This is a genomic window from Kitasatospora sp. Root107, from assembly GCF_001424875.1.
In the GTDB taxonomy this organism is placed as follows: domain Bacteria; phylum Actinomycetota; class Actinomycetes; order Streptomycetales; family Streptomycetaceae; genus Kitasatospora.
Genome location: NZ_LMCT01000011.1, coordinates 186,468 through 208,316 on the forward strand (window position 1 = coordinate 186,468; position 21,849 = coordinate 208,316).

Below are 21,849 nucleotides of genomic sequence, written 5' to 3' on the forward strand. Positions count from 1 at the left end.
TCCGACGGCTCTGCTGGAATGTTCGGCGGATGGATGGCGGGCGCTGCTGCCACTCAGCGCTCGGCGTCGATCCGGCCCGTATCCACTCAGGAGGCGCGATGCGACGACGCACGCTCATCACCGGCACGCTGCTCGGCGCGGCGGCCGCCGCGGTACCGCTCTCGGCCCGCGCCGCGACCACGGTGACGGTCGGTTCCCTGAACGACCTTCAGAAGGCCATCGACCGGGCGGTCCCCGGCGACCGGATCACGCTGGCCGACGGCACGTACACCGTCCCGTCAGGAGGCTCCATCCGGGTCTCCGGCCGGAACGGCACCGTCGACGCGCCGATCACCATCCTCTCGCAGTCCCGCGGCGGTGCGGTGCTGCAGGGCGAACGCGGCTTCGTCTTCAGCGACTCCGGCAACATCACGGTCAGCGGGTTCGCCTTCCGGCAGCGCACCACCCTGGAGATCCCGGCGAGTTGCCCGCGGATCCGGCTGACCCGCAACGACTTCCGGTTCGCCGACATCAGCGGGCTCGACTGGGTGGTGGTGCGGGGCGACGACGCCAAGATCGACCGGAACCGCTTCCACGACCGGACGACCGAGGGCATCTTCCTCGTGGTCGACGGTCCCGGCTCGACCGCCATGGCGCAGCGCCCGCAGATCCTCCGGAACCACTTCCGCGACCACAGCTACTCCGGTGCCAACGGCGGCGAGTCGATCCGGCTCGGGGTCAGCAGCCGGGCGCTCGCCGACGCCGACGCGCTGGTGGAGTACAACCTGTTCGAGCGCTGCGACGGGGATCCCGAGGCCGTCTCGGTGAAGTCCTCGGGCAACACCGTCCGGTACAACACCATCCGCGACAGCCGTGGCGGGATCGTGCTGCGGCACGGCAACGGCACGACGGTGGAAGGCAATTACCTGCTCGGCGGCACCGACGGCCTGCGGCTCTACGGGAACGACCACCTGGTGGTGAACAATCTGCTGGCCGGTCTGTCCGGCCGCGCCCTGGTCATCGGCAGCGGCACCACCCGCGACCACCACGACGGCGAGAGCACCGAGGAGCGCCAGGGCAACGACGCCTGCGACCGCGCGGTGATCGCGTACAACACCCTGGTGGGCAACGCCCGGACGCTCTCGGGCGAGACCCGGGACTACCCGCCGCGGGACGTGGTGGTCGCCGACAACATCCTGTCCGCCGGCACCGGCAGTCTGGTCGCGATGGCGGCGACCTCCGGCTTCACCTGGCGGAGCAACATCCTGTGGGGCGCAGCGGCCAACGGCACCATCCCGTCCACCGGCTACCGCCGGGTCGACCCGCTCCTGCGCAAGGAGTCCGACGGGGTGTACCGGCTGTCGGCCGGCAGTCCCGCGATCAACGCGGCGACGCTGGCCGCTCCGGCCGTGACCCAGGACCTCGACGGCCACCCGCGCGGCAGCAGCCGCGACATCGGCGCCGACGAGTACACCACCCTCGCCCCGCTCCGCCGACCCCTCACCCCGGCCGACGTGGGCCCCGACGCCAACTGACCGGCGTCACCGGCCGACCCGCTGTGGGGCGGTTCGGCCGGTGCGCGCCACTGACGGTCCGTCAGGCCTTCTTCACCACGCTCGACTTCAGCTGCATCGGGCCGAACCCGTCGACCTTGCAGTCGATGTCGTGGCCGTCCACCCCGTCGACCAGCCGGATGTTGCGGACCTTGGTGCCCGCCTTGATCCCCGACGGGCTGCCCTTGACCTTGAGCGCCTTGACCACGGTCACGGTGTCACCGTCGGCGAGCACGTTGCCGACCGCGTCCTTGATCACGCGCTCGCCGGAGGCCGGGGCGGCGGCACTCTCGGCCGCGTTCGGGGCCCACTCGTGGCCGCACTCCGGACAGACCATCAGGGCGTCCATCTCGTAGGTGTACTCACCGGAGCACTTCGGGCACGCAGGCAGGTTCTCGCTCATGTGGCCAGAATATCCGACCTGGTCAGCCCACCTGCGCGGTGTCCCGGGCCCGCTCCCCCGCCGAGGTCGGCGTCGGCGTCGGCACCACCGGCGCGGGAAGGTGCGCGCCCTCGATGTCGACGTCGGGCACCAGCCGGTCGAGACCCCGGGGCAGCCACCAGGCGCGGCGGCCGAGCAGTGCCATCGCGGCGGGCACCAGGGCCATCCGGACCACGAAGGCGTCGATCAGCACGCCGACGGCGAGCGCGAAACCGATCGACTTGATGATCGGGTCGTGGTTGAAGACGAAGCCACCGAAGACCGCGACCATGATCAGTGCGGCGGCGGAGACCACCCGCCCGCTCCGGGCCACGCCGTGGATGATCGCGGCGGCCGCGTCCTCGGTCTGCTCGTGGTGCTCGCGCATCCGGCTGACCAGGAAGACCTCGTAGTCCATCGCCAGCCCGAACAGCACGCCGATCAGGAGCACCGGCAGGAAGGCGGTCACCGGCCCGGCCGAGGGGATGTCGAGCAGGCCGTTGAGGTGACCGTTCTGGAACACCCAGACGGTGACGCCCAGCGAGGCGGCGATCGACAGCAGGAAGCCGAGCGCGGCCTTGACCGGGATCAGCAGCGACCGGAATGCGATGGTCAGCAGGATCAGCGCCAGGATCACGATGATGGCGACGAACAGCGGCAGGGCGTCGGAGAGCTTGTGGGAGACGTCGATGCCGGCGGCGGTGGCACCGGCGATGTAGAGGGTGCCACCGGTCCGGTCGACCGCGGGGGCGTTCTCCCGCAGGCGGTGCACCAGGTCGGTGGTGGCCTGGGCGTCGGGGCCGGTCCTGGGCACCACCGCGATCACGGCGAGGCTGCCGCCGGGGTTGGTGACCGGCGGGGCGACCGCGGCCACCCCCGGGTCGGCGGCCAGCGTCCGGCTCAACTCCCTTACCGTGGCGTCCCGTTGGCCGTCCGCAATGCCGCTGGTGTCGACCACGGCGGCCAGCGTGGCGTTGAAACCGGGGCCGAAGCCGTCGGTCAGCAGGTCGTAGCTGCGGTGCTGGGTGCTGTCGGCCGGCTGGGAGGCGTAGCTCGGCAGCCCGAGGCGCAGGTCGCGGGCGGGCAGGGCGAGGGCGATCAGGCCGACCACCCCGACCAGCAGGACCACCAGCGGCCGCCGGGTGACGGTACGGGCCCAGGCCAGGCTCCAGGTACCGGGGCGCGCAGGCGTACGGCCGGGGCGCGGCTGCCGGACCCGGGGGCGCAGCCGCTCACCCAGCAGGCTCAGCACGGCGGGCACCAGGCTGACGGCGATCAGCACCGCGAGCAGCACGGTACCGGCGGCGGCCAGCCCCATCACGGTCAGGAACGGGATACCGGTGACCGCGAGCGCCGCCAACGCGATGATCACGGTCGCTCCGGCGAAGACCACCGAGCTGCCGGCGGTGGCGACCGCCCGCGCGATCGAGTCGTCGAGGTCGGCCTCGGGGTCGGCGAGCTGTTCCCGGTGGCGGGAGATGATGAACAACGCGTAGTCGATGCCCACCGCCAGACCGATCATCAGGGCGAGCACGGTGGCGGTGTTGGTCATCTCCAGGAAGCGCGAGACGAACTGGACGCCCAGGACGCCGATCAGCACGCCGACGGCGGCGGTCAGCAGCGGCAGTCCGGCCGCCACCAGCGAGCCGAGGGCGAGTGCCAGCACGACGAAGGCCAGCACCACGCCGACCACCTCGGCCGGGCCGCCGACCTCGGTCTTGGGCTGCATGGCCGATCCGCCGAACTCGACCTGCAGTCCGGCGTCCCGGGCCGGGGCCATCGCCTCCGCGAGAGCGTCCTTGGCGGTCTGCGGCACCTCGTCGGCGGCCACCCCGAACCGGACGTCGGCGTAGCCGATCCGGCCGTCCGCCGATATCGCCCCGCCGTGGGCCGGATCGGAGACGGCCACCACGCCCGGCAGCTGGGCGGCGGTCCGCAGGCCGGTGGCGATCGCCGTCCCGGCTGCGGGCCCGGTCAGCGTGCCGCCCTCGGGGGCCGCGAACACCACCCGGGCCACCCCGCCCGCCGCGGCCGGGAACTGAGCCTCCAACAGTTCCTGGGCCTGCTGGGACTCGATCCCCGGCACCGAGAATGCGGTGCTCGGCTTGCCGTGCAGGGTGATCCCGAGGCCGCCGACCACGGCGAGCAGCAGCAGCCAGACCCCGATCACCCGGCCCCGTCGGCGGATCGCCCAGCGCCCCCATGCGTACAGGCGTGACGCCATGTCGATGCCCTTCTCTCGTCCCGGCAGGCGCCCCCACGGGCCACCGTCTCACTACAGCCTAAAGCATTTTTACAGTTGGCTGTAATTTAGCGCTCGCTGGTAAGCTTCGGCCATGACGACTGAGGGGCTACGGGAGCGCAGCAAGGCGCGACGCCGCGAGGCGATCGTCCGGGCCGCGTACGAGCTGTTCGCCGAGCGGGGCTTCGAGGCGACCACGATCGCCGAGATCGCCGAGGCCGCCGAGGTCTCACCGCGGACGGTCACGCTGTACTTCCCGTCCAAGCTCGAACTGGCACTGGCACAGTTCGAGTCCTTCGCCGACCGGCTGGCCGGCGCACTGCGCGAGCGGCCGGAGGGCTGGACGATCCTGGACGCGCTGGAGCACTGGCTGCGCCACGAGTTCACCGACCGCAGCGACCTCGACGACCTCACCGACCGGATGTTCGATGCCAACCCCCAGCTCGCGGCGGCCGGCAATCTCCGGCTGGCCGAGGTGATCCAGGAGGGCGCCCGGATGTTCGCCGAGGAGCGCGGCAGCGCGCCCGACGCCTTCGGCCCCCGGATGGCCGCCGCCGCAGCCGCGGCGATGATCAGCGAGCTGTGCCACCACCCGCAGGAGGCGAACATCGACACCGCGATGGCCTTCCTGCACGCGGGTGCCGCCACCCTGCCCTGACGCCCGGTCAGACCCTGAGGTACGCCCTCACCCTCGACGGTGCCGGTACGTCCGATCCGGGACGAACCGGCACCAATCGTTCCGCTTGCCCCGGCGCAGCTCGGCTCCCGAACGACGGGCCGTCAGTTCGACCAGTGATAATCCGTTGAACACACAGCGCTCGGGGCGATAGGCACTCCTTTCAGGACGGTCCTCGGGCTGCCCGGCGGAGTCTGCGAACACAGGTGAGAGGGCCGTACCATGACGTTTTTCCGGTGGAGGTCGCGCGACCGGAGCGTGCCGCCCGCGGTCGATCCCGCCTGCGGCAACGAGACCCTGGCCCTGATGCTCCGCCAGGCCGAGGCGGGCGACTGGCTCGCCCTGCGCGCGAGCCTCGCCGCGATCGAGGACCCCTCCGAGCTGACCTGGATGCTGGCCGGGGTGTCGAACGTCGGCGGCATCGAGGAGTGGGTCTCCGAGGCGGCCACCGGCGAGCCCGACTCGGCGCTGCCGCTGCTTCTCTCCGGTGCCCGGCAGGTGGCCTGGGCCTGGGAGGCCAGGACCGGCGCGCGGGCGCAGCACGTCTCCGAGGAGCAGTGGAAGGTGTTCGGGCAGCGCCTGGAGCTCGCCGAGCAGCAACTGTTCGAGGTGGCCGAGCGGGAGCCGGAGTGGCTCGCCCCCTGGTACTTCCTGCAGATCAGCGGCCGGGGCGCGTCGGTGGACAAGGAGGCCGGCCGGATCCGCTTCGAGGCGGCGGTCCGCCGCTGCCCCGGGCACCTGGGCTCGCACAAGCAGCGGCTCCAGCAGCTGTGCGCCAAGTGGGGCGGCTCGCACCAGCAGATGCACGAGTTCGCCCGCAGCTCGATGCTGGCCGCGGCACCCGGCAGCCCGCTCGGCGAGCTGGTCGCACTCGGTCACCTGGAGCGCTGGCTCGACCTGCCGTCCGAGGCCGACCACGCCTACCTGACCAGCCCCGACGTGCTGGCGGAGCTGCACGAGGCGCTCGGCCGCTCGATCCTGCACCCCGACTACGTCCGACCGGCCGACTGGAAGTCCGCGTACAACACCTTCGCCATGGTGTTCGCCCTGGTGGGCGAGAAGTGGACCGCCCGGCAGCTGTTCGAGGCCATCGACGGCACGGTCACCAGCTCGCCCTGGCAGTACCTGAACGGCGACGACCCCGCCAAGGCGTTCACCGCCCTCCGGGACCGCTGCGCGAAGTAGGCCCTGAGGCCGCCCTGTTCCCCGCTCACACAGCCGACCGAAAGAGCCAGCACCGGTGTCCTCTTCCGAAAGCCCCACGGCCGCCCACACCTTCCAGGTGGACCTGCGCGGCCTGGTGGACCTGCTCTCGCACCACCTCTACTCCAGCCCCAAGGTCTATCTGCGCGAGCTGCTGCAGAACGCGGTGGACGCGATCTCCGCCCGCCAGGCGCTCGACCCGGCCTCGCCCGCCACCATCACCGTGCTGGCCGACGGCAAGCTCTCGGTCACCGACACCGGGGTCGGCCTGACCGAGGCCGACGTGCACACCTTCCTGGCCACCATCGGCCGCAGCTCCAAGCGGGACGCCGACGGGCGGCTGGACGGGGCCGGGCTGGCCTCCGCGCGCGGGGACTTCATCGGTCAGTTCGGCATCGGCCTGCTGGCCTGCTTCGTGGTGGCCGACGAGATCACCGTGGTCACCCGCTCCGCCGCCACTCCGGACGCCCCGGTGATCGAGTGGCGCGGCAGCTCCGACGGCCGCTACACCATCACCACCCTGCCGTCCTCCGCGAAGCCGGAGCCCGGCACCACCGTCACCCTGATCCCGCGCGCGGACGCCGCCGAGTGGACCAGGGCCGACAAGGTGGTCGAACTCGCCCGCCACTACGGCAGCCTGCTGCGCCGTCAGGTCACCGTGGTCGACGGCCGGGGCACCGCCACCACGGTCAACGTCACCGCGCCCTGGGCCGCCAACCACGGCTCCCCGCTGGCCCGCCGGGACGCGCTGACCGCGTACTGCCGCTCCACCTTCGACTTCACGCCGCTGGACACCATCGAGCTCGACCTCCCGCTGGTCGGTCTGCGCGGCGCGGCGTACGTGCTGCCCGACGCCGTGCCGCCGTCCCGCCGGGCCGGGCACCGGGTGCACCTCAAGGGCATGCTGGTCTCCGACCAGGCGGACGAACTGCTGCCGGACTGGGCCTTCTTCGTCCGCTGCGTGGTGGACGCCGACAGCCTGCGGCCGACCGCCTCCCGCGAGGGGCTGTACGCGGACGAGACGCTGGCGGCCGTCCGGGACGCGCTCGGCGCCCGGATCAGGGACTGGCTGACCGGTCTGTCCGCGAGCGACCCGGCGCTGCTGCACCGCTTCATCAGCGTGCACCACCTGGCCGTCAAGTCGCTGGCCAGGCACGATGACGAGCTGCTGAAGATGCTGCTGCCGTGGCTCCCGTTCGAGACCACCGACGGCAACGTCACACTCGACGAGTTCGCCCGCGCCCACCCGGTGATCCTGGTGGCCCGCACCGTCGAGGAGTTCCGCCAGGTCGCCCCGATCGCGGGTGCGGCCGGGCTCGGTGTGGTCAACGGCGGTTACACCTACGACCGCGACCTGGTGCACCGGCTGCCGGAGATCCGGCCCGGCAGCTCGGTGGCCGACCTGGACCCGGGCACGGTGACCGCGCACCTGGACACCGTCGCCCCGGAGGCCGAGCTCGCCGCGGCCGCCTTCCTGGCGATCGCCCGCGAGGTGGTCGGCCGGTTCGACTGCGACGTCGCGCTGCGCAGCTTCCACCCGGCCAGCGCGCCGGCCCTGCTGCTGGACAACCGGGAGGCCAGGCACGAGCGCACCCGGGCCCAACTGGCGGACGACGCAGACGGGTTGTGGGCCGACATCCTCGGCTCGCTGCGGGCCGAGGTGCCGCGCGCCCAGCTGGTGCTGAACCACCTCAACCCGCTGGTCCGGCGGGCCGCCTCGATCGGCCACCGGGACCTGGTGGTGACGGCCGTCGAGGCGCTGTACGGGCAGGCCGTGCTGCTCACCCGCCGCCCGCTGCGCGCCAGCGAGAGCGCGCTGCTCAACCGGTCGTTCATCAGCCTGCTCGACCACGCCATGCTCGGTCACGAGTCGGCCGAGCCGCAGAAGGAGTCGTAATGCTGGACACCCAGGACGCCGTACTGGAGGCCCTGCGGGCCAACGACGGCCAGCCCTACGGGCGGCCCCGCACCGTCACCGCCGAGGAACTCGTCGCGGCGGCCGAGCAGTTCGACGACCCCGCGCTGCTGATCGCCACCCTGCTCGACCTGATGGAGGCGTACGAGTACGACGGCGAGCAGCGCAAGTCGCCGGTGGTCTTCGCCCGGGTCCTGCAGCTCTGGGACAAGAACCCGGACGACTTCGACGAGTGGGCCAGGCGGCAGGTGTTCTGGCGCTTCAAGTGGGTGGCCGCCGCCCTGCTGAGCGTTCCTGACGTACCGTTGGCCGCCGTGCGGCGCTGGCACACCGAGATGCGCGACCGCTACCGGGCCGCCGGGCACGGCCTCCAGCCGTACTACGCCCAGCGGTTCCACCTGGCGGCGCACCTCGGGGAGGACCGCCCCGAGGACTTCGAGCTGTGGGCCGGGCGGGGCCGGACGGACTACAGCGACTGCCTGGCCTGCGAGATCCGGGCCCAGGCGATCCACCATGTACGTGGCGGGGACGACGCCCGGGCGCTGACGGTCTGGCAGCCGGTCTTCGACGGCCACCGCACCTGCGCGGAGGAGCCGTACACCAGCCACGCGCACGCGCTGCTGCCGCTGCTGCGGCAGGGCCGCACCGAGGAGGCGGTCTCCAGCCACCTGGTGGGCTACCGGTTCGCCCGGGGCAAGTCCAGCACCGCCCAACAGATCGGCCTGCACCTGGAGTTCTGCGCGCTCTCCGGCAACGAGGCACGCGGTCTGGAGATCCTGGCGGAGAACCGCGACCTGTTCGGCGGGCACGGCGACCCGCTGGCCCGGCTGGAGTTCCTGATCGGCGTCGAGCTGCTGACGGCTGGGCTGGCCGCGCGTGGGCACCGGGACCTGACGGTCAGTGGCCCGCCCGGGACGAACTCGACGGTCGCCACCCTGCTGGCCCAGGTCAGTGCCGAGGCCACCGAGTTGGCGGACCGCTTCGACGCCCGCAACGGCACCGGCGCGGTCGGCGCCCGGCGACGGCAGCGGCTGGCCCAACGGCCGCTGCTGACCGAACCGCTCGCACTGGGCGTGCGGGCCGCGGCTGTCACCCCGGTCGTCGTGCCGCCGGCCGAGGCGGCCACCGAGCCGGTGCCCGCGGACTTCCGCACCCTGCTGCTCCGGGCCCGCGAGCTGCGGCGCACCGGGCACCCGGACTCGGACCTGCTCTGGCGGGTGATCGGCGAACGGATCGCGGCCGAGGACTACCGGCATGCCGAGGACCCCGAGGTCGGCAGCCTGGCCCAGGTGCGGGGCGAGTTCGCCCTGCAACGGGCCTTCGACGCCACCGACGAGTCGGATCTGTCCCTGGCGCAGGACGAACTCCGCACGGCGGAGGACCTGTTCGAGCAGGCCGGGCTGCCCGGGCGGGCGCTCGCCTGCCGGGCCCGGCGCATCGCCCGTTCCCTGGACGAGCCGAACGGCGCCGACTGGTCCGAGCTGGACACCCTGCTGGCCCGCAGTGCGGAGCTGCTCGCCGCCGGGGAGGCCCGGGCGGAGGACCACCTGGCGATCCTCCAGTGCCGTGCCTTCGCCACTCATCACGACCTGGTCGCGGCCCTGCCGGAGCCGGACCCGGAGGTCACCGCGAGGTTCGAGGCGGCGGTCGAGGAGTACCGGCGGACGGCCACCGAGCACNGAGCACGGCTCGGTCGGCCGGATCGCGACCGCGCTCCAGTACCGCGCCGAGGCGCTCGGCCGGCAGGGCCGGCTGGCGGAGGCCGAGGCGGAGCTGCAGCAGGGCCTGGAGCTGCTGACCGAGGCCGGACTGTCCTGGCACGAACCGCGGTTGCTCGCGATGCTGAGCCAGGTGAAACTCGGTCTCGAGCAGGCGGAGGAGGCCGTCCCGCTGCTGCACCGGGCGATCGCCGGCGCGCTCCGCTGGCGGGAGAACGACTTCCCGTTCGGACCGACGTACGCCCTGCTCGGGCACGCCTGCAAGCATCTCGGGGACTCGGCCGGCGCCGCCCGGGCACTCTCCGAGGCGGCCGCCCGGTTCGACNCCTGCAAGCATCTCGGGGACTCGGCCGGCGCCGCCCGGGCACTCTCCGAGGCGGCCGCCCGGTTCGACCGGGACGACGCGGCCGAGGAGGCCGCGCAGATCCGGCTGCAGCTCGCCGACGTGTTGAAGGAGACCGGCCGGGCGGCCGACGCGGTCGCCGTCCTGGAGTCGGTGCTGCTCGACCCGGGCGCGGGTGAGCTGGACGAGCGGCTGCTGGCGCAGATCCGGCTCGACCTGGCCCGCGGGCTGTACACCCTGCACGAACACCGCGACGCGGCCGAGGAGTACCTGCGGCTGGCCGACACGGTGGCCGGCTGGGAGGACCAGGACACCCACACCATGGTCGCCGCCGAGGGCACCATCGCGCTGGCCGAGGCCGGGCTGTGGGAGGCGGCGGACAGCGCGCTCGACCGCACCCTCGCCTCGCACCGCAGGGCACCCCGGACCGAGCATGTCCTCGCCGTGCTGCGGGAGTTCGCCCGGCTCTCGGTGTCGGCACAGGGCCAGGACGGTCTGCCGGCCGCCCTGGAGCGGCTCGCCGAGGCCGAGCARGTGATCGAACGGGCCGGGCCGGACCCGGAGTTCGCCCGCTGGTACCAGGACGCCGCCGTCCACTACGAGCGGGCCCGGCTGCACGCCATGGTCGACCAGGGCGAACAGGCGCTCGCCTCGGGCGAGTTGGCGATCATCGGGTACGAGGCGGGCGGCGCCGACGGTGAGTCGCCCCGGGCCGAGGCGGTCCGGCTGACCTCACTGGTCGAGGGGCGCACACTCGGGCGTACGGACGCGGCCCGAGCCCGCCTGGCGGCCGGCATCCAGCGCTGCGAGCAGGCCGGACTGGCCGAGCAGGCCCACGAGTTGACGGCCCTTCGGGACCGGCTGGCCCAAAACGCCTGACGCTCCGTCAGCACGACTGCCGACGGTCCGTGCCCAACCGGGTACGGACCGTCGGCCTGTCAAGACCGGGCCGGGTGGAGGTTTGCGCACTCTGGAAGAAGTTCCGGGTGGGCCGACCTGGGCACTCTGGTGCCCCCGAAGCGGGTGCAACCCTCGCATCGCTCCACCGGAGAGGCCCCATGACCGAGCTGCTCAAGCCCGCCGCCCCCGCACACCCCAGAGGACTTCTGGACCGGTTGAACGGGCCACACCACAGGGCCTCGCTCAATGTCTTCCTGTTCATCGTCATCGCCCACTGGGCCGAGCACCTCACCCAGGCGTACCAGATCTGGGTGCTGGACTGGCCGGTGCCCAAGTCCAAGGGCATGCTCGGGCTCGCCTACCCGTGGCTGGTCACCTCCGAGTGGATGCACTACGGGTACGCCCTGATCATGCTGATCGGCCTGTTCACGCTGCGCCGGGGGTTCGTCGGCCGGGGCCGGGCCTGGTGGACGGCCGCGTTGGTGATCCAGTTCTGGCACCACATCGAGCACCTGCTGCTGTTCGCCCAGGCGCAGAGCGGGCACATCCTGTTCGGCAAGCCGGTGGCCACCAGCCTGCTCCAACTGGTGGTGCCCCGAGTCGAGTTGCACCTCTTCTACAACACCGTGGTGTTCCTGCCGATGGTGATCGCGATGTACCTGCACCTGCGGCCGAACGCCACCGAGCTGGCCGAGTCCAGCTGCAGCTGCCACCCCGCCGAGCGTCAACTGGTCGACGCGTGACGGTCGTTCCGGACAGCCCGCACCGGTCCGGCGGGCCGGTGCGGGCCTTCCAGTTCCGGATGGCGGCCGGCCTCGGCCTGCTCGTCCTGGTGCTGCTCTCGCTGGCCTGGGTGAGCTCGGCGGAGCCCGTCCGGCTCTCGGTCGCCGCCCCCGCCGACGGCACCGCGGTCCGGACGGCGCCAGGCGAGGTCACGCTGACCTTCGGCGGCGAGCAGGGCATCGAGACGGTCTTCCTCCGGGTGGCCGCCGAGGGCGGCGCGGAGGTCAACCGGGGCCCGGCCCGGGTGGAAGGCCGCCGGGTGGTGGCGCCGGTCCGGATCACCGACCCCGGCACCTACCTGACCACCTACCGCCTCACCCTGACCGGCGGCGGCGAGGTGTCCGGCGTGACCGCCTTCAGCGTCGGGCCGCCGGGCAGCGCCCCGGCCGCCCAGAGCGAGTCGTCACCGGCCCACGACCACGGCCTCGAAGGCCCGTTGAACGTGGCGCTGCTCGCCCTGGACGCCGTGCTGGTGGTCGGCTCCCTGCTGCTGGTGCTCCGCCGGCCCCGCCGTCGGACTCCCGGACACTGACCGCACCGCTACTCGGTGTGCAGCACCTTGGCGATGGTCAACCGCGCCGCCGACCGGGCCGGCACGTACGCGCCGAGCACGGCGATCACCACGCCCGCCAGGGCCAGCAGCGAGAGCTCCGGCAGGTGCCAGACGTCCTTCATCACGGCCGGGAAGTCCACCGACCCGACGTTGTCCACCAGCACCCGGTGCGCGACCATCCCCAGCGGGATGCCGACCAGTCCGGCCAGCAGGCCGAGCACCGCCATCGAGGTCACGAACATCACCGTGACCTGGCGCGGCGTCATCCCGATCGACTTGAGCATGCCCAGGTCCCGGCGGCGCTCCCGGGTGTTCAGCAGCACGGTGTTGAACACCCCCAGCGCGGCCACCACGGTGAGCAGCACGGTGAAGACCGAGGCGAAGCTCACCACGGTGTCGGCGGCCAGGTTCCCGTCGTCCACCACCCCGGGGTAGAGGCCGGGTTCGGCCGCCCGGACCGCGTCGACGTACGCCTGCACATCCGCACCGGGCTTCAGCCGGACGTCGTAGTACGCCGCGCCGGCCGACGGTTCGAGCTCCAGCAGGGTGGCCCAGGTCGAGAAGAAGAAGCGGGCGTCGCCGTCGATGCTCTTCCCGACCACGGTCGCGGTCGTCCGCCGGCCCTCCAGCTCCAGGGTGACCCGGTCGCCGACCGCGAGACCGTGCTGGCTCAGGAAGGTCGGCGAGGCGACCAACTCCCCCGCCCCGGTGGCCGGTCGGCCTTCGACGATCTGCCGGATGTCGCCCGGGTCCTGGTCGCCGCGCAGGAAGAAGCCGGCGCTGGACTGCTGGTACCCGGCCAGCTTGACCTGGCTGATGGCCTGCGCGCTCACCCGCTCCACCCCGGGCAACGAGCGCAGCAGCGCCTCCATCTGACGGTCAGTCAGCTTCGGCTCGGTCTGCTCGAACGCGGCCCGCCCGACCCGGATGTCCAGGCTCGCCCCGCCGTCGCGCTTGCCGGAGTCCGCGTACTGCACCATGGTGCTGGTCAGACCGGTGGTCAGGGTCACCGTGGTGACGCCGAGCAGGATCGCCGCCACCGTGAGCGCGGTCCTGGCGGGCCGGGCGAACGGCTGGCCGAGCCCCAGGCTGACCGCTCGCGGCAGCCGGGTGCCGCCGAGCGCACGCTGGACCCGCAGACCCCGGCCGGAGCGCGGGGCACTGCCCGCGCTGATCGCCTGCGCCGCCGAGAGCCGGTGCGCCCGCAGCGCCGGGAGCAGCGCGGCCACCGCCACCAGGGCGGGCAGGCCGAGCAGGCAGACCAGGTACACCCAGGGGCTGACCTCGACCACCGCCGTCCCGCGCATCACCCCCTGGAACGCCACCCGCAGCACCGGCTGCGCCAGCGCCGCACCGAGCACCGTGCCCAGCACCGCGCCGATCACGGCGGGCAGCGAGACCATCGTCAGGTACACCCCCACCACCTGGTTCGGCGTGAAGCCGAGCGCCTTGAGCACCCCGATGTGCCGGAAGCCCGAGACCACCGCGCCACTGACCACATTGGCCACGATCAGCACCGAGACCAGCAGGGCGAGCACCCCGAACACCGTCATGAACGGCAGGTACGCCTTGGCCGTACCCGAGAACGCCTCCTCCAGCGAGGCCGAGGACCGCGCCGCCGTCCTGGCCTCGGCGGGCAGTCCGGCGGTGGCACTCGCCAGGCCGCTCTCCAGCTGCTCCGCCGAGCCGGCCGCGTCGAAGCGGTAGAGCATCTGACGGGCCGTCGGGTGCAGCGCGGCCATCTGTTCGGGGGTCACCCAGGCGTCGGCGGAGCTGCTCATGCTGGAGTAGACACCGACCACGGTCAGTTCCGGGCCGTCCACCAACTGGACCTTCGACCCGAGGAGCTCGGGGCGGACCAGGTCACCGTCCTCGTTCAGCACGATCTCGCCCGTCGCGGTGGCCCAGCGGCCGTCCCGCAGCTCGGGCCGGTCCACCGGACCGGCCGGGTCGGCCCGGCCCACCACCCGGAACGCGCCGCTGCCCACGCCGGGCGGGCTCTTCTCGAGCCGGGCCGTGGCCTGGTCGAACGGGCCCGCCGCGGCCGCCACCCCGGGCCGCCCTGCGGTCTCGGCGAGCTGACCGGCCGACACCTTGGCGGCGTCGAAGAGCACCACCTGATGGGCACCACGCTGCTTCTCGAACGCCCGGTCGAAGGGGTTGGAGACCGCGTCGAGCAGTCCGAGGGCCAGCAGCACGGTCGCGGTGGAGCAGAACACCACCAGGCCGATCACCACCGTCTGCAGCCTGCGCCGCTTCACCGCCGCGCGCGAGGCACGCCACACCGCGCTCACAGCTGCCGCTCCAGTGCGCTCTCCCGGGCCACCCGGCCGTCCGCGAACTCCACCAGCCGGCTCGCACAGCGGTGCGCCAACTTCGGGTCGTGGGTGACGATCAGCAGGGTCTGGCCGATCTGGTTGAGGTCGATCAGCAGGTCCATCACCTGCTCGCCGGAGCGGCTGTCCAGCGCACCGGTCGGCTCGTCGGCCAGCAGCAGCGCCGGACGGTTCATCAGCGCCCGGGCCACCGCGACCCGCTGGCGTTCGCCGCCGCTGAGCGCGGCCGGGTAGGTGTTGCGGCGATCGGCAATGCCGAGTTCCTCGAACAGTTCCAGGGCCCGGTGCCTGGCCTGCTTGGCCGGGGTGCCGGTGAGCTGGGCGGCCAGCGCGACGTTGTCCAGCGCCGGGAGGTCGTCCAGCAGGTTGAAGAACTGGAAGATCATGCCGACCTGCCGCCGCCGGAACAGCGCCAGGCCGGTCTCGTTCAGCCCGCCCAGGTCGTGGCCGTTCACCCGCACCGTGCCCGCGCTCGGCCGGTCCAGGCCGGCCACCATGTTGAGCAGGGTGGACTTGCCGCAGCCCGAGGGCCCCATCACCGCGACCGCCTCGCCCGCCCGGATCTCCAGCGACACCCCGTCCAGGGCCTTCAGGTCGCCGTACTCCTTGTGCACGCCGTCCAGTTGTACGACGACCTGCCGGTCGCTGTCGTGATCAGTAGTCATGACAGGAAATCTAGAAGCCGCGCCGGGACCGGAACGTCCCTCCACGGGTGTAATCCCGACGGCCCGTCATCCCGTGGATGTACGGCGCTGCATCGACGGGTTGATGCCGATCATGACCCGACCTGCGAGGATGCTCGGGTGTGGGGATCTGGAGTTGGATGGTTGACGGCCGCGCTGGTGGCCACGGGGAGCGCCGCCGGATGGCTCGGCCTGGCCCTGCTGCGGGCCCGGCGGCAGTACCGGACGGCGCTGGAGCAGCGCGGCTGGCTGCTGGAGCGTGAGCGGGCGAGCGCGGCGGACGCGGCGGTGGACGCCGAGCGGGCCCGGATCGCCGGGGAGCTGCACGACATCGTCAGCCACAACGTGAGCCTGATGGTGGTTCAGGCCGGGGCCGCCCGTGAGGTGCTGGCCACCCTGCCGGAGCAGGCGGCCACCGCGATGGCCGCCGTGGAGGCCGCCGGGCGGGACACCATGACCGAACTGCGCCACCTGCTGGGCGTGCTGGCCCCAGCCGCTGACGGTTCGGACGACGTCTCCGCCGATTCGCTCACCCCGCAGCCCGGTCTGGCCCGGCTCGGGCCACTGGTCGACCGGATCGCCTTCGCGGGCCTGCCGGTGGAGGTCCGGATCTCCGGCGAACCCCGGCCGCTGCCCGGCGGGATCGACGTGACGGCCTACCGGATCGTCCAGGAGGCCCTGACCAACGCGCTCAAACACGGGGACGGGAGAGGGGCCGAGGTGACGGTGCGCTATGCCGACCACTCCCTGCGGGTCGAGGTGCTGACCGCCGGGCCGAGCGTGCTCACCGGCGGTGCCGCCCGGCCGCACACCCCGGCCGACGGTGCCGGACGCGGGCTGCTCGGCCTACGCGAACGGGTCGCCGTCTACGGCGGGGACCTGGACGCCCGCCGCCGCCTCGGCGGCGGCTTCCGGGTCCGCGCCCGGATACCGCCCACGCCCCGGGAGGTCCCCGGGCCCCGGGTGGTGATCGCGGACGACCAGGAGCTGGTCCGCACCGGCTTCCGGATGATCCTGACGGCCCGCGGCATCGACGTGGTGGGCGAGGCCGCCGACGGTGCCGAGGCGGTGGACGTGGCGCGCCGACTGCGGCCGGACGTGGTCCTGCTGGACATCCGGATGCCGGTCATGGACGGTCTGGAGGCGGCCCGCCGGATCCTCGCCGACGCCCCGGACTGCCGGGTCGTCATGCTGACCACCTTCGACCTGGACCACTACGTCTACACCGCGCTGGCGCTGGGAGCGAGCGGCTTCCTGCTCAAGGACGTCACCTCCGAGCACCTGGCCAACTCCGTCCGCCTGGTCAGCGCCGGGGACGCTCTGCTCGCCCCCTCCATCACCCGCCGCCTGGTGGAACGCTTCGCCACCACCGCCCCCGCCCCGGCCACCCCCGCCGTCCACCGCGACCTGGCCCAACTGACGGCCCGTGAACTGGAGGTACTCACCCTGATGGGCGGCGGCCTCTCCAACGCCGAACTCGCCCGCACCCTGACCCTGAGCGAAGCCACCGTCAAAACCCACGTGGCCCGGATCTTCGCCAAACTCTCCCTCCGCGACCGCGCCCAGGCCGTGGTCGTCGCCTACGAGACCGGCCTGGTCGCCCCGGGCGCCAACGACGGCTAGGACCTGTCCGGGCGATCACGTGCGGAGCGGTTGATCGCCCGTTCGACGGTGTTGCTCTTCTTGTAGCAGTCCTCGTTGAAGCCGGGCGTCCGTCCGCCTCGTGAGCCTTTGCCCAGGCGGGCGGCCCGGCTGTCGGTCAGTCGGCCCGCTGACCTGGAGTGACGATCAGTGAGAGCGGGCGGCAGTGGCGTTCGGACCGAACCTCGGCGTACTGATCGTGAACGAGACCACGACGGATTCTGCCCTTCCGGCGCCACCGCCGTGCCCCATCGGCTCTACCTTCGAAGCAGTCACCCGGGGCAGCATCAGGGGGTTCACAGCCGCGCGCCCGGCCTCGACCGCGCCTGCGGCCTTCCCCTCCCCGAAAGGTGGCCATGCCCCACACCCCCGCCACGTCCGCCCGCCCGGCCCGCGCCGCCCTGCGGCGCCTGCGCCGCCTGACCCGGACGGCGACGGTGACCGCCGTCGCCACCCTTGCCCTGGTTGTGGCCCAGCTGGCCGCACCGCACGCCGCCCTAGCCGAGGGGAAGGACAACCGTGACGCCTTCCAGAACCTCGGTTCGGCCGACCAGCAGGACTGGATGAGCAAGGTGGGGGCGACCACACCGCTGACGGCGATGTCCATTCCCGGCACGCACGAGACGCTGGCCGTGCACGGGGGTTCCAGCGCCCAGACGCAGCAGGACTTCGGCGACAGTGCGGCGACGTTGTCCGCGCAGTTGGACCGCGGGATCCGCGCGGTCGACATCCGGGTCCGCGTCATCAACGACAAGTTCGTGATCCACCACGGCACCTTCTATCAGAACGCCAACTTCGACGACGTCCTGACCAAGGCGAAGGCCTTCCTCTCGGCCCACCGGGGCGAGACCATCCTGATGCGGCTGCGGGCCGAGTGCGACGGCTCCCTCGGCAGTTGCACGGACGATCACCCGACGGCGAGTCACACGGCCCTCTTCGACGCCTACGCGAGGCAGTACGCGGGACTGTTCTACAACAACGGCAAGCGCAGCGACCCGCCGACGCTGGGCCAGGCCCGCGGCAAGATCGTGCTGTCCGTCTTCAACGCCGACAACGGCGGCTCCTACGGCCTCAACGGCTTCTCGGACCACACCGAGGACACCTGGAACGCCACCGACGCCCCGGCCAAGTGGAGCCTGGTCAGCAAGAACCTCGCCGCGGCCGGCTCGGCCCCCGCCAACCAGACCTTCGTGACCTACACCTCCGCGTCCCGGGCACCGTTCAACCTCGTCCCCTCCGAGTACGCGGGGGGCTACAGCGTCCTGCGCGGCAAGGACCTGGTCTGGGTCGACGGCGTCAACGTGCGGCTGATGAACTACCTCAACAACGACACCGCCAACCGCCGGCTGGGCATCGTCATGATGGACTACCCCGGCTGGGCGCTGGTGCACAACATCATCGCCCGCAACAGGTACTACGAGGCCAGGAGCAGCAGCCCGGCGATCTGGCTGGTCAAGCCTGACAAGACCTACGTGGACAGCAAGTACGGCCGGTGCATGACCCGCGGGCCCCAGTTCGACAGCTCCGGGCAGGGCGGTGTGGTGCAGCAGCGGGCCTGCCAGAGCAGCCCGCCCAGCAGCCACCAGTGGCAGGCCGCCTATCCGTCCACCTTCGACAGCATGGGCTACTACTGGATCAAGGCCAACAACGGCCAGTGCCTGACCGTCCCGTGGAACAACGGGACTCCGCCGTCGGCCGGGATGGAACTGTTCTGGTGGCCCTGTGAGACCCGCTGGATCTCCGACAACCAGATGTGGAACATCATGCCCACCAATCTCGCCAACCAGTCGGCCCTCCGGTTCATCAACAAGTGGACGAACCTGTGCCTGATGGTGGATCCGGCGACCGCCTCGCAGGCGGGCGGCAAGGTCGTCCTGGGCAACTGCCCGGCCTGACCGGACCACCCCGCCACCTGGCCCGACGCTGCACCGCGTCGGGCCAGGCCCGGCCGTTCGAGCCGTACACGGGCAAGACCTTCGATAACGAGATTCACGGGTGCTGGGCGCCGCTGCCCGCAGAGATCGTCCGGACAAGTCCTAGGTCGGACCACGGTCCTTCAGGTGGCGCAGCCCCTGCCGGAGGTAGCCGCGCGGGTTGGTGTCCAGGTGGCGTGCCCAGACCGGGTCGGGGTCGCCGCGGAGGATGGTCCAGCAGGCGAGGGCGTAGCCGTACACCTCTTCGGAAAGGTAGCCGAGACTGCTGGTGTGCACCCGGCCGTCGTAGACGGAGCGGGTGAAGACGGAGTTGGCGCTGAAGACACCGAAGCCGAAGTACACCGTGAGCAGGTCGGTGAGCTCCTCACCGTCCGAGGCGTCCTTGGTCAGGCGCTCGGAGCCGAGCAACAGGACGTGCCCGAGTTCATGGGCAATGGTGGCCACCAGGGAGACCGGGTGCCTGCCCTGGGCCTGGTTGATGCTCACCACGGGCCGGCCGTCCTCGTCCCAACGGAAGTGCCCGGCCGCGCCGGTGCTCGCGTAGGCAGCCCCGATCGCCGCCGCCAACTCCTGTTCACCGTCCTGCTGTTCACTGCTCTCGACCTCGATGACGAGCCGGTCCGGATTGAGGCCGTAGGGTCCGCAGAGTCGGCGGACCAGCCCGCGGATCTCCGCCGGGGAGCCCTCGAACGTCCCAGGGAAGTCCTGTGCCGTGGGCAGCACCGGCGCCCGCTCCAACGGCGCCCGCCCGAACTCCTCCCCGAACCACGCCAACGACCGCTCCACCCAGGCCTGTTCTTCCGGCCTGACCGGACACTTCGACGTCCTGAACACGTGCGTCCCCCGTCCCGTGGCCCTGCCCTTCATCGTGACCGGGCGCCGCAGGGGGAGCCGTCCTGACCCGTCCTGAAACGACTGAACATCGGTGAACGAGCGGGTGGTTGCCGTCATCGTGTCGGCAGTCTTGTGCTGCCCCACCGGGTTACCCAATACTCCCTGACAGCGCGCCTGTCAGGGGCAGATCACCCTATGCTGCCGCCTTCCTGACTGCGCCTCACGGCCCCACCCTCGACACGGGCACTCCCAGGAGGAGATCAGTGAGGATCAAGCGCACCACCCCCACCAGAAACATCGCGAGGCACACCCGAGTCCTCGCGGCCACCATCGGCCTGCTGTCCGCCACCGCGGTCGCCGCGCCGAGCGCCATCGCCGCCCCGGCCCAGTCCTTCAGCCCGCCCCAGCTCTCCGCAGTGAGCGAGGCCGTGCTGGGCGCGGACGTCGGCGGCACCGCGTGGTACGTGGACCCGCACTCCGGTCGCGTCGTCGTGACCGCCGACAGCACCGTCTCCGCCGCCGCGCTCGCCAAGATCAAGAAGGCGGCCGGCGCGGATGCCGGCGCGCTCAGGATCCAGCGGGCCCCCGGTACGTTCACCCCGCTGCTGGCCGCCGGCGACGCCATCTACGGTGGCGGCTACCGCTGCTCGCTCGGCTTCAACGTGGTCAGCGGAAGCACCTACTACTTCGTCACCGCCGGGCACTGCGGCAACGTGGCCAACACCTGGTACACGTCGTCCGGCCAGAGCACGGTGATCGGTTCGACCGTCAACTCCAGCTTCCCGGGCAACGACTTCGCGCTGGTCCGGTACGACAACGCCTCGCTGAGCCACTCCGGTGGCTTCTCCTCCGCGCCCAACGCGTACGTGGGCGAGTCGGTCAAGCGCACCGGCTCGACCACCGGCACCCACGGCGGCACCGTGACGGCCCTCAACGCCACCGTCCACTACTCCGGCGGCGGCACCGTCAAGGGCATGATCCAGACCAACGTCTGCGCCGAGCCCGGCGACTCCGGCGGCCCGCTCTACGACGGCACCAAGGCGCTCGGCATCACCTCGGGCGGCAGCGGCGACTGCCGTACGGGTGGCACGACCTTCTTCCAGCCCGTCAACGAGGCGCTCGCCAAGTACAACGTGAGCGTCTTCTGACCGACCCGGGGCCCGGCCGCACCCGCGCACACGACGGGTACGGCCGGGCCACGGCGCTCGCCGGCGGACCACAACCGGTCGGCCCGGAAGACCGAATGGCACCAGCTCGCCGCGCTGGCGGGGCCCGCCGCCGCGATCAACTCGTACAACGCCGCGCCCGCACCCGAACGCACCGAGGTCGGGGCGCTGGTGGTGCAGTGGGACGCCGATAAGAACCCCGCCACTCCGGACCGGGTGGACTGGATGTGCTCGGGCACCATGGTGGACCGCGACACGTTCCTCACCGCCGCGCACTGCACCAGCGACTGGCCGGCCGGCGCCCGCTTCTACGTCTCCCTGGGGCAGGACGTGCAGTCCGACCTCGAGGCCGCCGCGGCCGCGCACCCCGGTGACCCGGCCGCCGTCGCCTCGGCGGTCGCGGTGGAGGGCGTCGCGCACCAGGACCCCGCCTACCCGGGCCCGTCCTCCGACCCGCACGACATCGCCGTGATCCAGCTGCCCGAGCTGGCGGTCGCCGCGCGCTGGGCGTTCACCCCTGCCACCCTGCCCACGGCGGGCCAGCTCGACGGGCTTGGCCCGCAGGGCCTGAACAAGACGCCCTTCCAGGTGGTCGGCTACGGCACCCAGGAGGCGCAGCGCGGCCCCGGAGGCCAGACCCACCCGGGCGGCGGCGTCCGGCTGAAGGCCCCCGTGGCCTTCGACGCGCTGAACGCGCCGTGGGTGCGGCTGGCGATGACCGCGCCGCAGGGCAACGGCGGCGCCTGCTACGGGGACTCCGGCGGGCCGAACTTCGCCGAGATCGGCGGGCGGCTCCTGCTGGTCGCGACGACCATCACCGGGGACGGGCCCTGCTACGCGACCAATGTGTCGTACCGGCTCGACGCTCCGGCCGCGCGGACATTCCTCGCGCCGTTCGTCGCACTTCCCTGACCTGACAGCTCCGGCCGCCGGAGGGGGGTGCCGGCGGCCGGAGTGATGTCGGGTCAG

Annotated in this window: 15 protein-coding genes and 2 pseudogenes; 12 read left to right on the forward strand and 5 right to left on the reverse strand. The window is 72.3% G+C overall.

Annotated features, from left to right (window positions below):
• Window positions 1-98 precede the first annotated feature (98 nt).
• Window positions 99-1,514, forward strand: a complete 1,416-nt coding sequence (locus ASC99_RS10930; RefSeq protein ID WP_057230687.1) for a polysaccharide lyase 6 family protein — start codon at window positions 99-101, stop codon at window positions 1,512-1,514.
• Between the two features lie 61 nt (window positions 1,515-1,575).
• Here the strand turns inward: ASC99_RS10930 and ASC99_RS10935 are convergent, their stop codons facing one another.
• Together ASC99_RS10935 and ASC99_RS10940 are read right to left on the reverse strand one after the other, a co-directional pair.
• Window positions 1,576-1,935 carry a zinc ribbon domain-containing protein YjdM gene (locus tag ASC99_RS10935; RefSeq protein WP_057230690.1) on the reverse strand — a complete coding sequence of 120 codons (360 nt, stop codon included), beginning with the start codon at window positions 1,933-1,935 and terminating at the stop codon, window positions 1,576-1,578.
• A gap of 22 nt (window positions 1,936-1,957) precedes the next feature.
• Window positions 1,958-4,177, reverse strand: coding sequence for an MMPL family transporter (locus ASC99_RS10940; RefSeq protein WP_063857055.1), 2,220 nt, complete (start codon window positions 4,175-4,177; stop codon window positions 1,958-1,960).
• A 112-nt stretch (window positions 4,178-4,289) separates the two neighbouring features.
• Here ASC99_RS10940 and ASC99_RS10945 point away from each other — a divergent pair, with 112 nt between their 5' ends.
• The 6 genes and pseudogenes from ASC99_RS10945 (at window position 4,290) to ASC99_RS10975 (ending at window position 12,265) form a co-directional block, all read left to right on the forward strand.
• The gene (locus tag ASC99_RS10945; protein ID WP_057230691.1) at window positions 4,290-4,853 is read left to right on the forward strand and encodes a TetR/AcrR family transcriptional regulator; all 564 of its coding nucleotides are present in this window, start codon (window positions 4,290-4,292) and stop codon (window positions 4,851-4,853) included.
• Between the two features lie 240 nt (window positions 4,854-5,093).
• A complete protein-coding gene (locus ASC99_RS10950) occupies window positions 5,094-6,056 on the forward strand; it encodes a hypothetical protein (RefSeq protein WP_235502398.1) in 963 nt (320 codons plus the stop codon).
• 55 nt (window positions 6,057-6,111) lie between these two features.
• Window positions 6,112-7,971, forward strand: coding sequence for an HSP90 family protein (locus ASC99_RS10955; protein ID WP_057230694.1), 1,860 nt, complete (start codon window positions 6,112-6,114; stop codon window positions 7,969-7,971).
• Window positions 7,971-9,668, forward strand: a pseudogene (locus ASC99_RS10960) (hypothetical protein); the annotation flags it as partial. The gene ASC99_RS10955 and the pseudogene ASC99_RS10960, both read left to right, overlap by 1 nt.
• Before the next feature lie 1,440 nt (window positions 9,669-11,108).
• Window positions 11,109-11,693, forward strand: coding sequence for a hypothetical protein (locus tag ASC99_RS10970; protein WP_057230701.1), 585 nt, complete (start codon window positions 11,109-11,111; stop codon window positions 11,691-11,693).
• Entirely contained in the window at window positions 11,690-12,265 is a 576-nt protein-coding gene (locus ASC99_RS10975) for a copper resistance protein CopC (protein WP_057230703.1), read from the forward strand. Before ASC99_RS10970 ends, ASC99_RS10975 begins: the two co-directional genes overlap by 4 nt.
• A gap of 8 nt (window positions 12,266-12,273) precedes the next feature.
• Here the strand turns inward: ASC99_RS10975 and ASC99_RS10980 are convergent, their stop codons facing one another.
• Both ASC99_RS10980 and ASC99_RS10985 read right to left on the reverse strand, forming a co-directional pair.
• Window positions 12,274-14,580 (reverse strand): FtsX-like permease family protein, encoded by a 2,307-nt coding sequence (locus tag ASC99_RS10980; protein ID WP_057230704.1) that lies wholly within the window; start codon window positions 14,578-14,580, stop codon window positions 12,274-12,276.
• Entirely contained in the window at window positions 14,577-15,287 is a 711-nt protein-coding gene (locus ASC99_RS10985; RefSeq protein WP_057230706.1) for an ABC transporter ATP-binding protein, read from the reverse strand. Before ASC99_RS10985 ends, ASC99_RS10980 begins: the two co-directional genes overlap by 4 nt.
• Before the next feature lie 306 nt (window positions 15,288-15,593).
• Here ASC99_RS10985 and ASC99_RS42095 point away from each other — a divergent pair.
• The 3 genes and pseudogenes from ASC99_RS42095 to ASC99_RS10995 form a co-directional block, all read left to right on the forward strand.
• Window positions 15,594-16,232: pseudogene (locus ASC99_RS42095) on the forward strand (sensor histidine kinase); the annotation flags it as partial.
• A complete protein-coding gene (locus ASC99_RS39690) occupies window positions 16,233-16,928 on the forward strand; it encodes a response regulator transcription factor (RefSeq protein WP_200948316.1) in 696 nt (231 codons plus the stop codon).
• Between the two features lie 374 nt (window positions 16,929-17,302).
• Window positions 17,303-18,841 carry a phosphatidylinositol-specific phospholipase C domain-containing protein gene (locus ASC99_RS10995; RefSeq protein WP_057230708.1) on the forward strand — a complete coding sequence of 513 codons (1,539 nt, stop codon included), beginning with the start codon at window positions 17,303-17,305 and terminating at the stop codon, window positions 18,839-18,841.
• Window positions 18,842-18,982: 141 nt separating this feature from the next.
• Here ASC99_RS10995 and ASC99_RS11000 read toward each other — a convergent pair whose 3' ends face one another.
• Window positions 18,983-19,654, reverse strand: a complete 672-nt coding sequence (locus tag ASC99_RS11000; protein WP_057230710.1) for a hypothetical protein — start codon at window positions 19,652-19,654, stop codon at window positions 18,983-18,985.
• A 323-nt stretch (window positions 19,655-19,977) separates the two neighbouring features.
• On the opposite strand from ASC99_RS11000, the gene ASC99_RS11005 reads away from it, so the two are divergent.
• Window positions 19,978-20,862, forward strand: coding sequence for a S1 family peptidase (locus tag ASC99_RS11005; protein WP_057230712.1), 885 nt, complete (start codon window positions 19,978-19,980; stop codon window positions 20,860-20,862).
• Between the two features lie 189 nt (window positions 20,863-21,051).
• Window positions 21,052-21,792: a trypsin-like serine protease gene (locus tag ASC99_RS11010; RefSeq protein ID WP_235583026.1), complete on the forward strand. Its 741-nt coding sequence runs from the start codon at window positions 21,052-21,054 to the stop codon at window positions 21,790-21,792.
• Window positions 21,793-21,849: the final 57 nt, after the last annotated feature.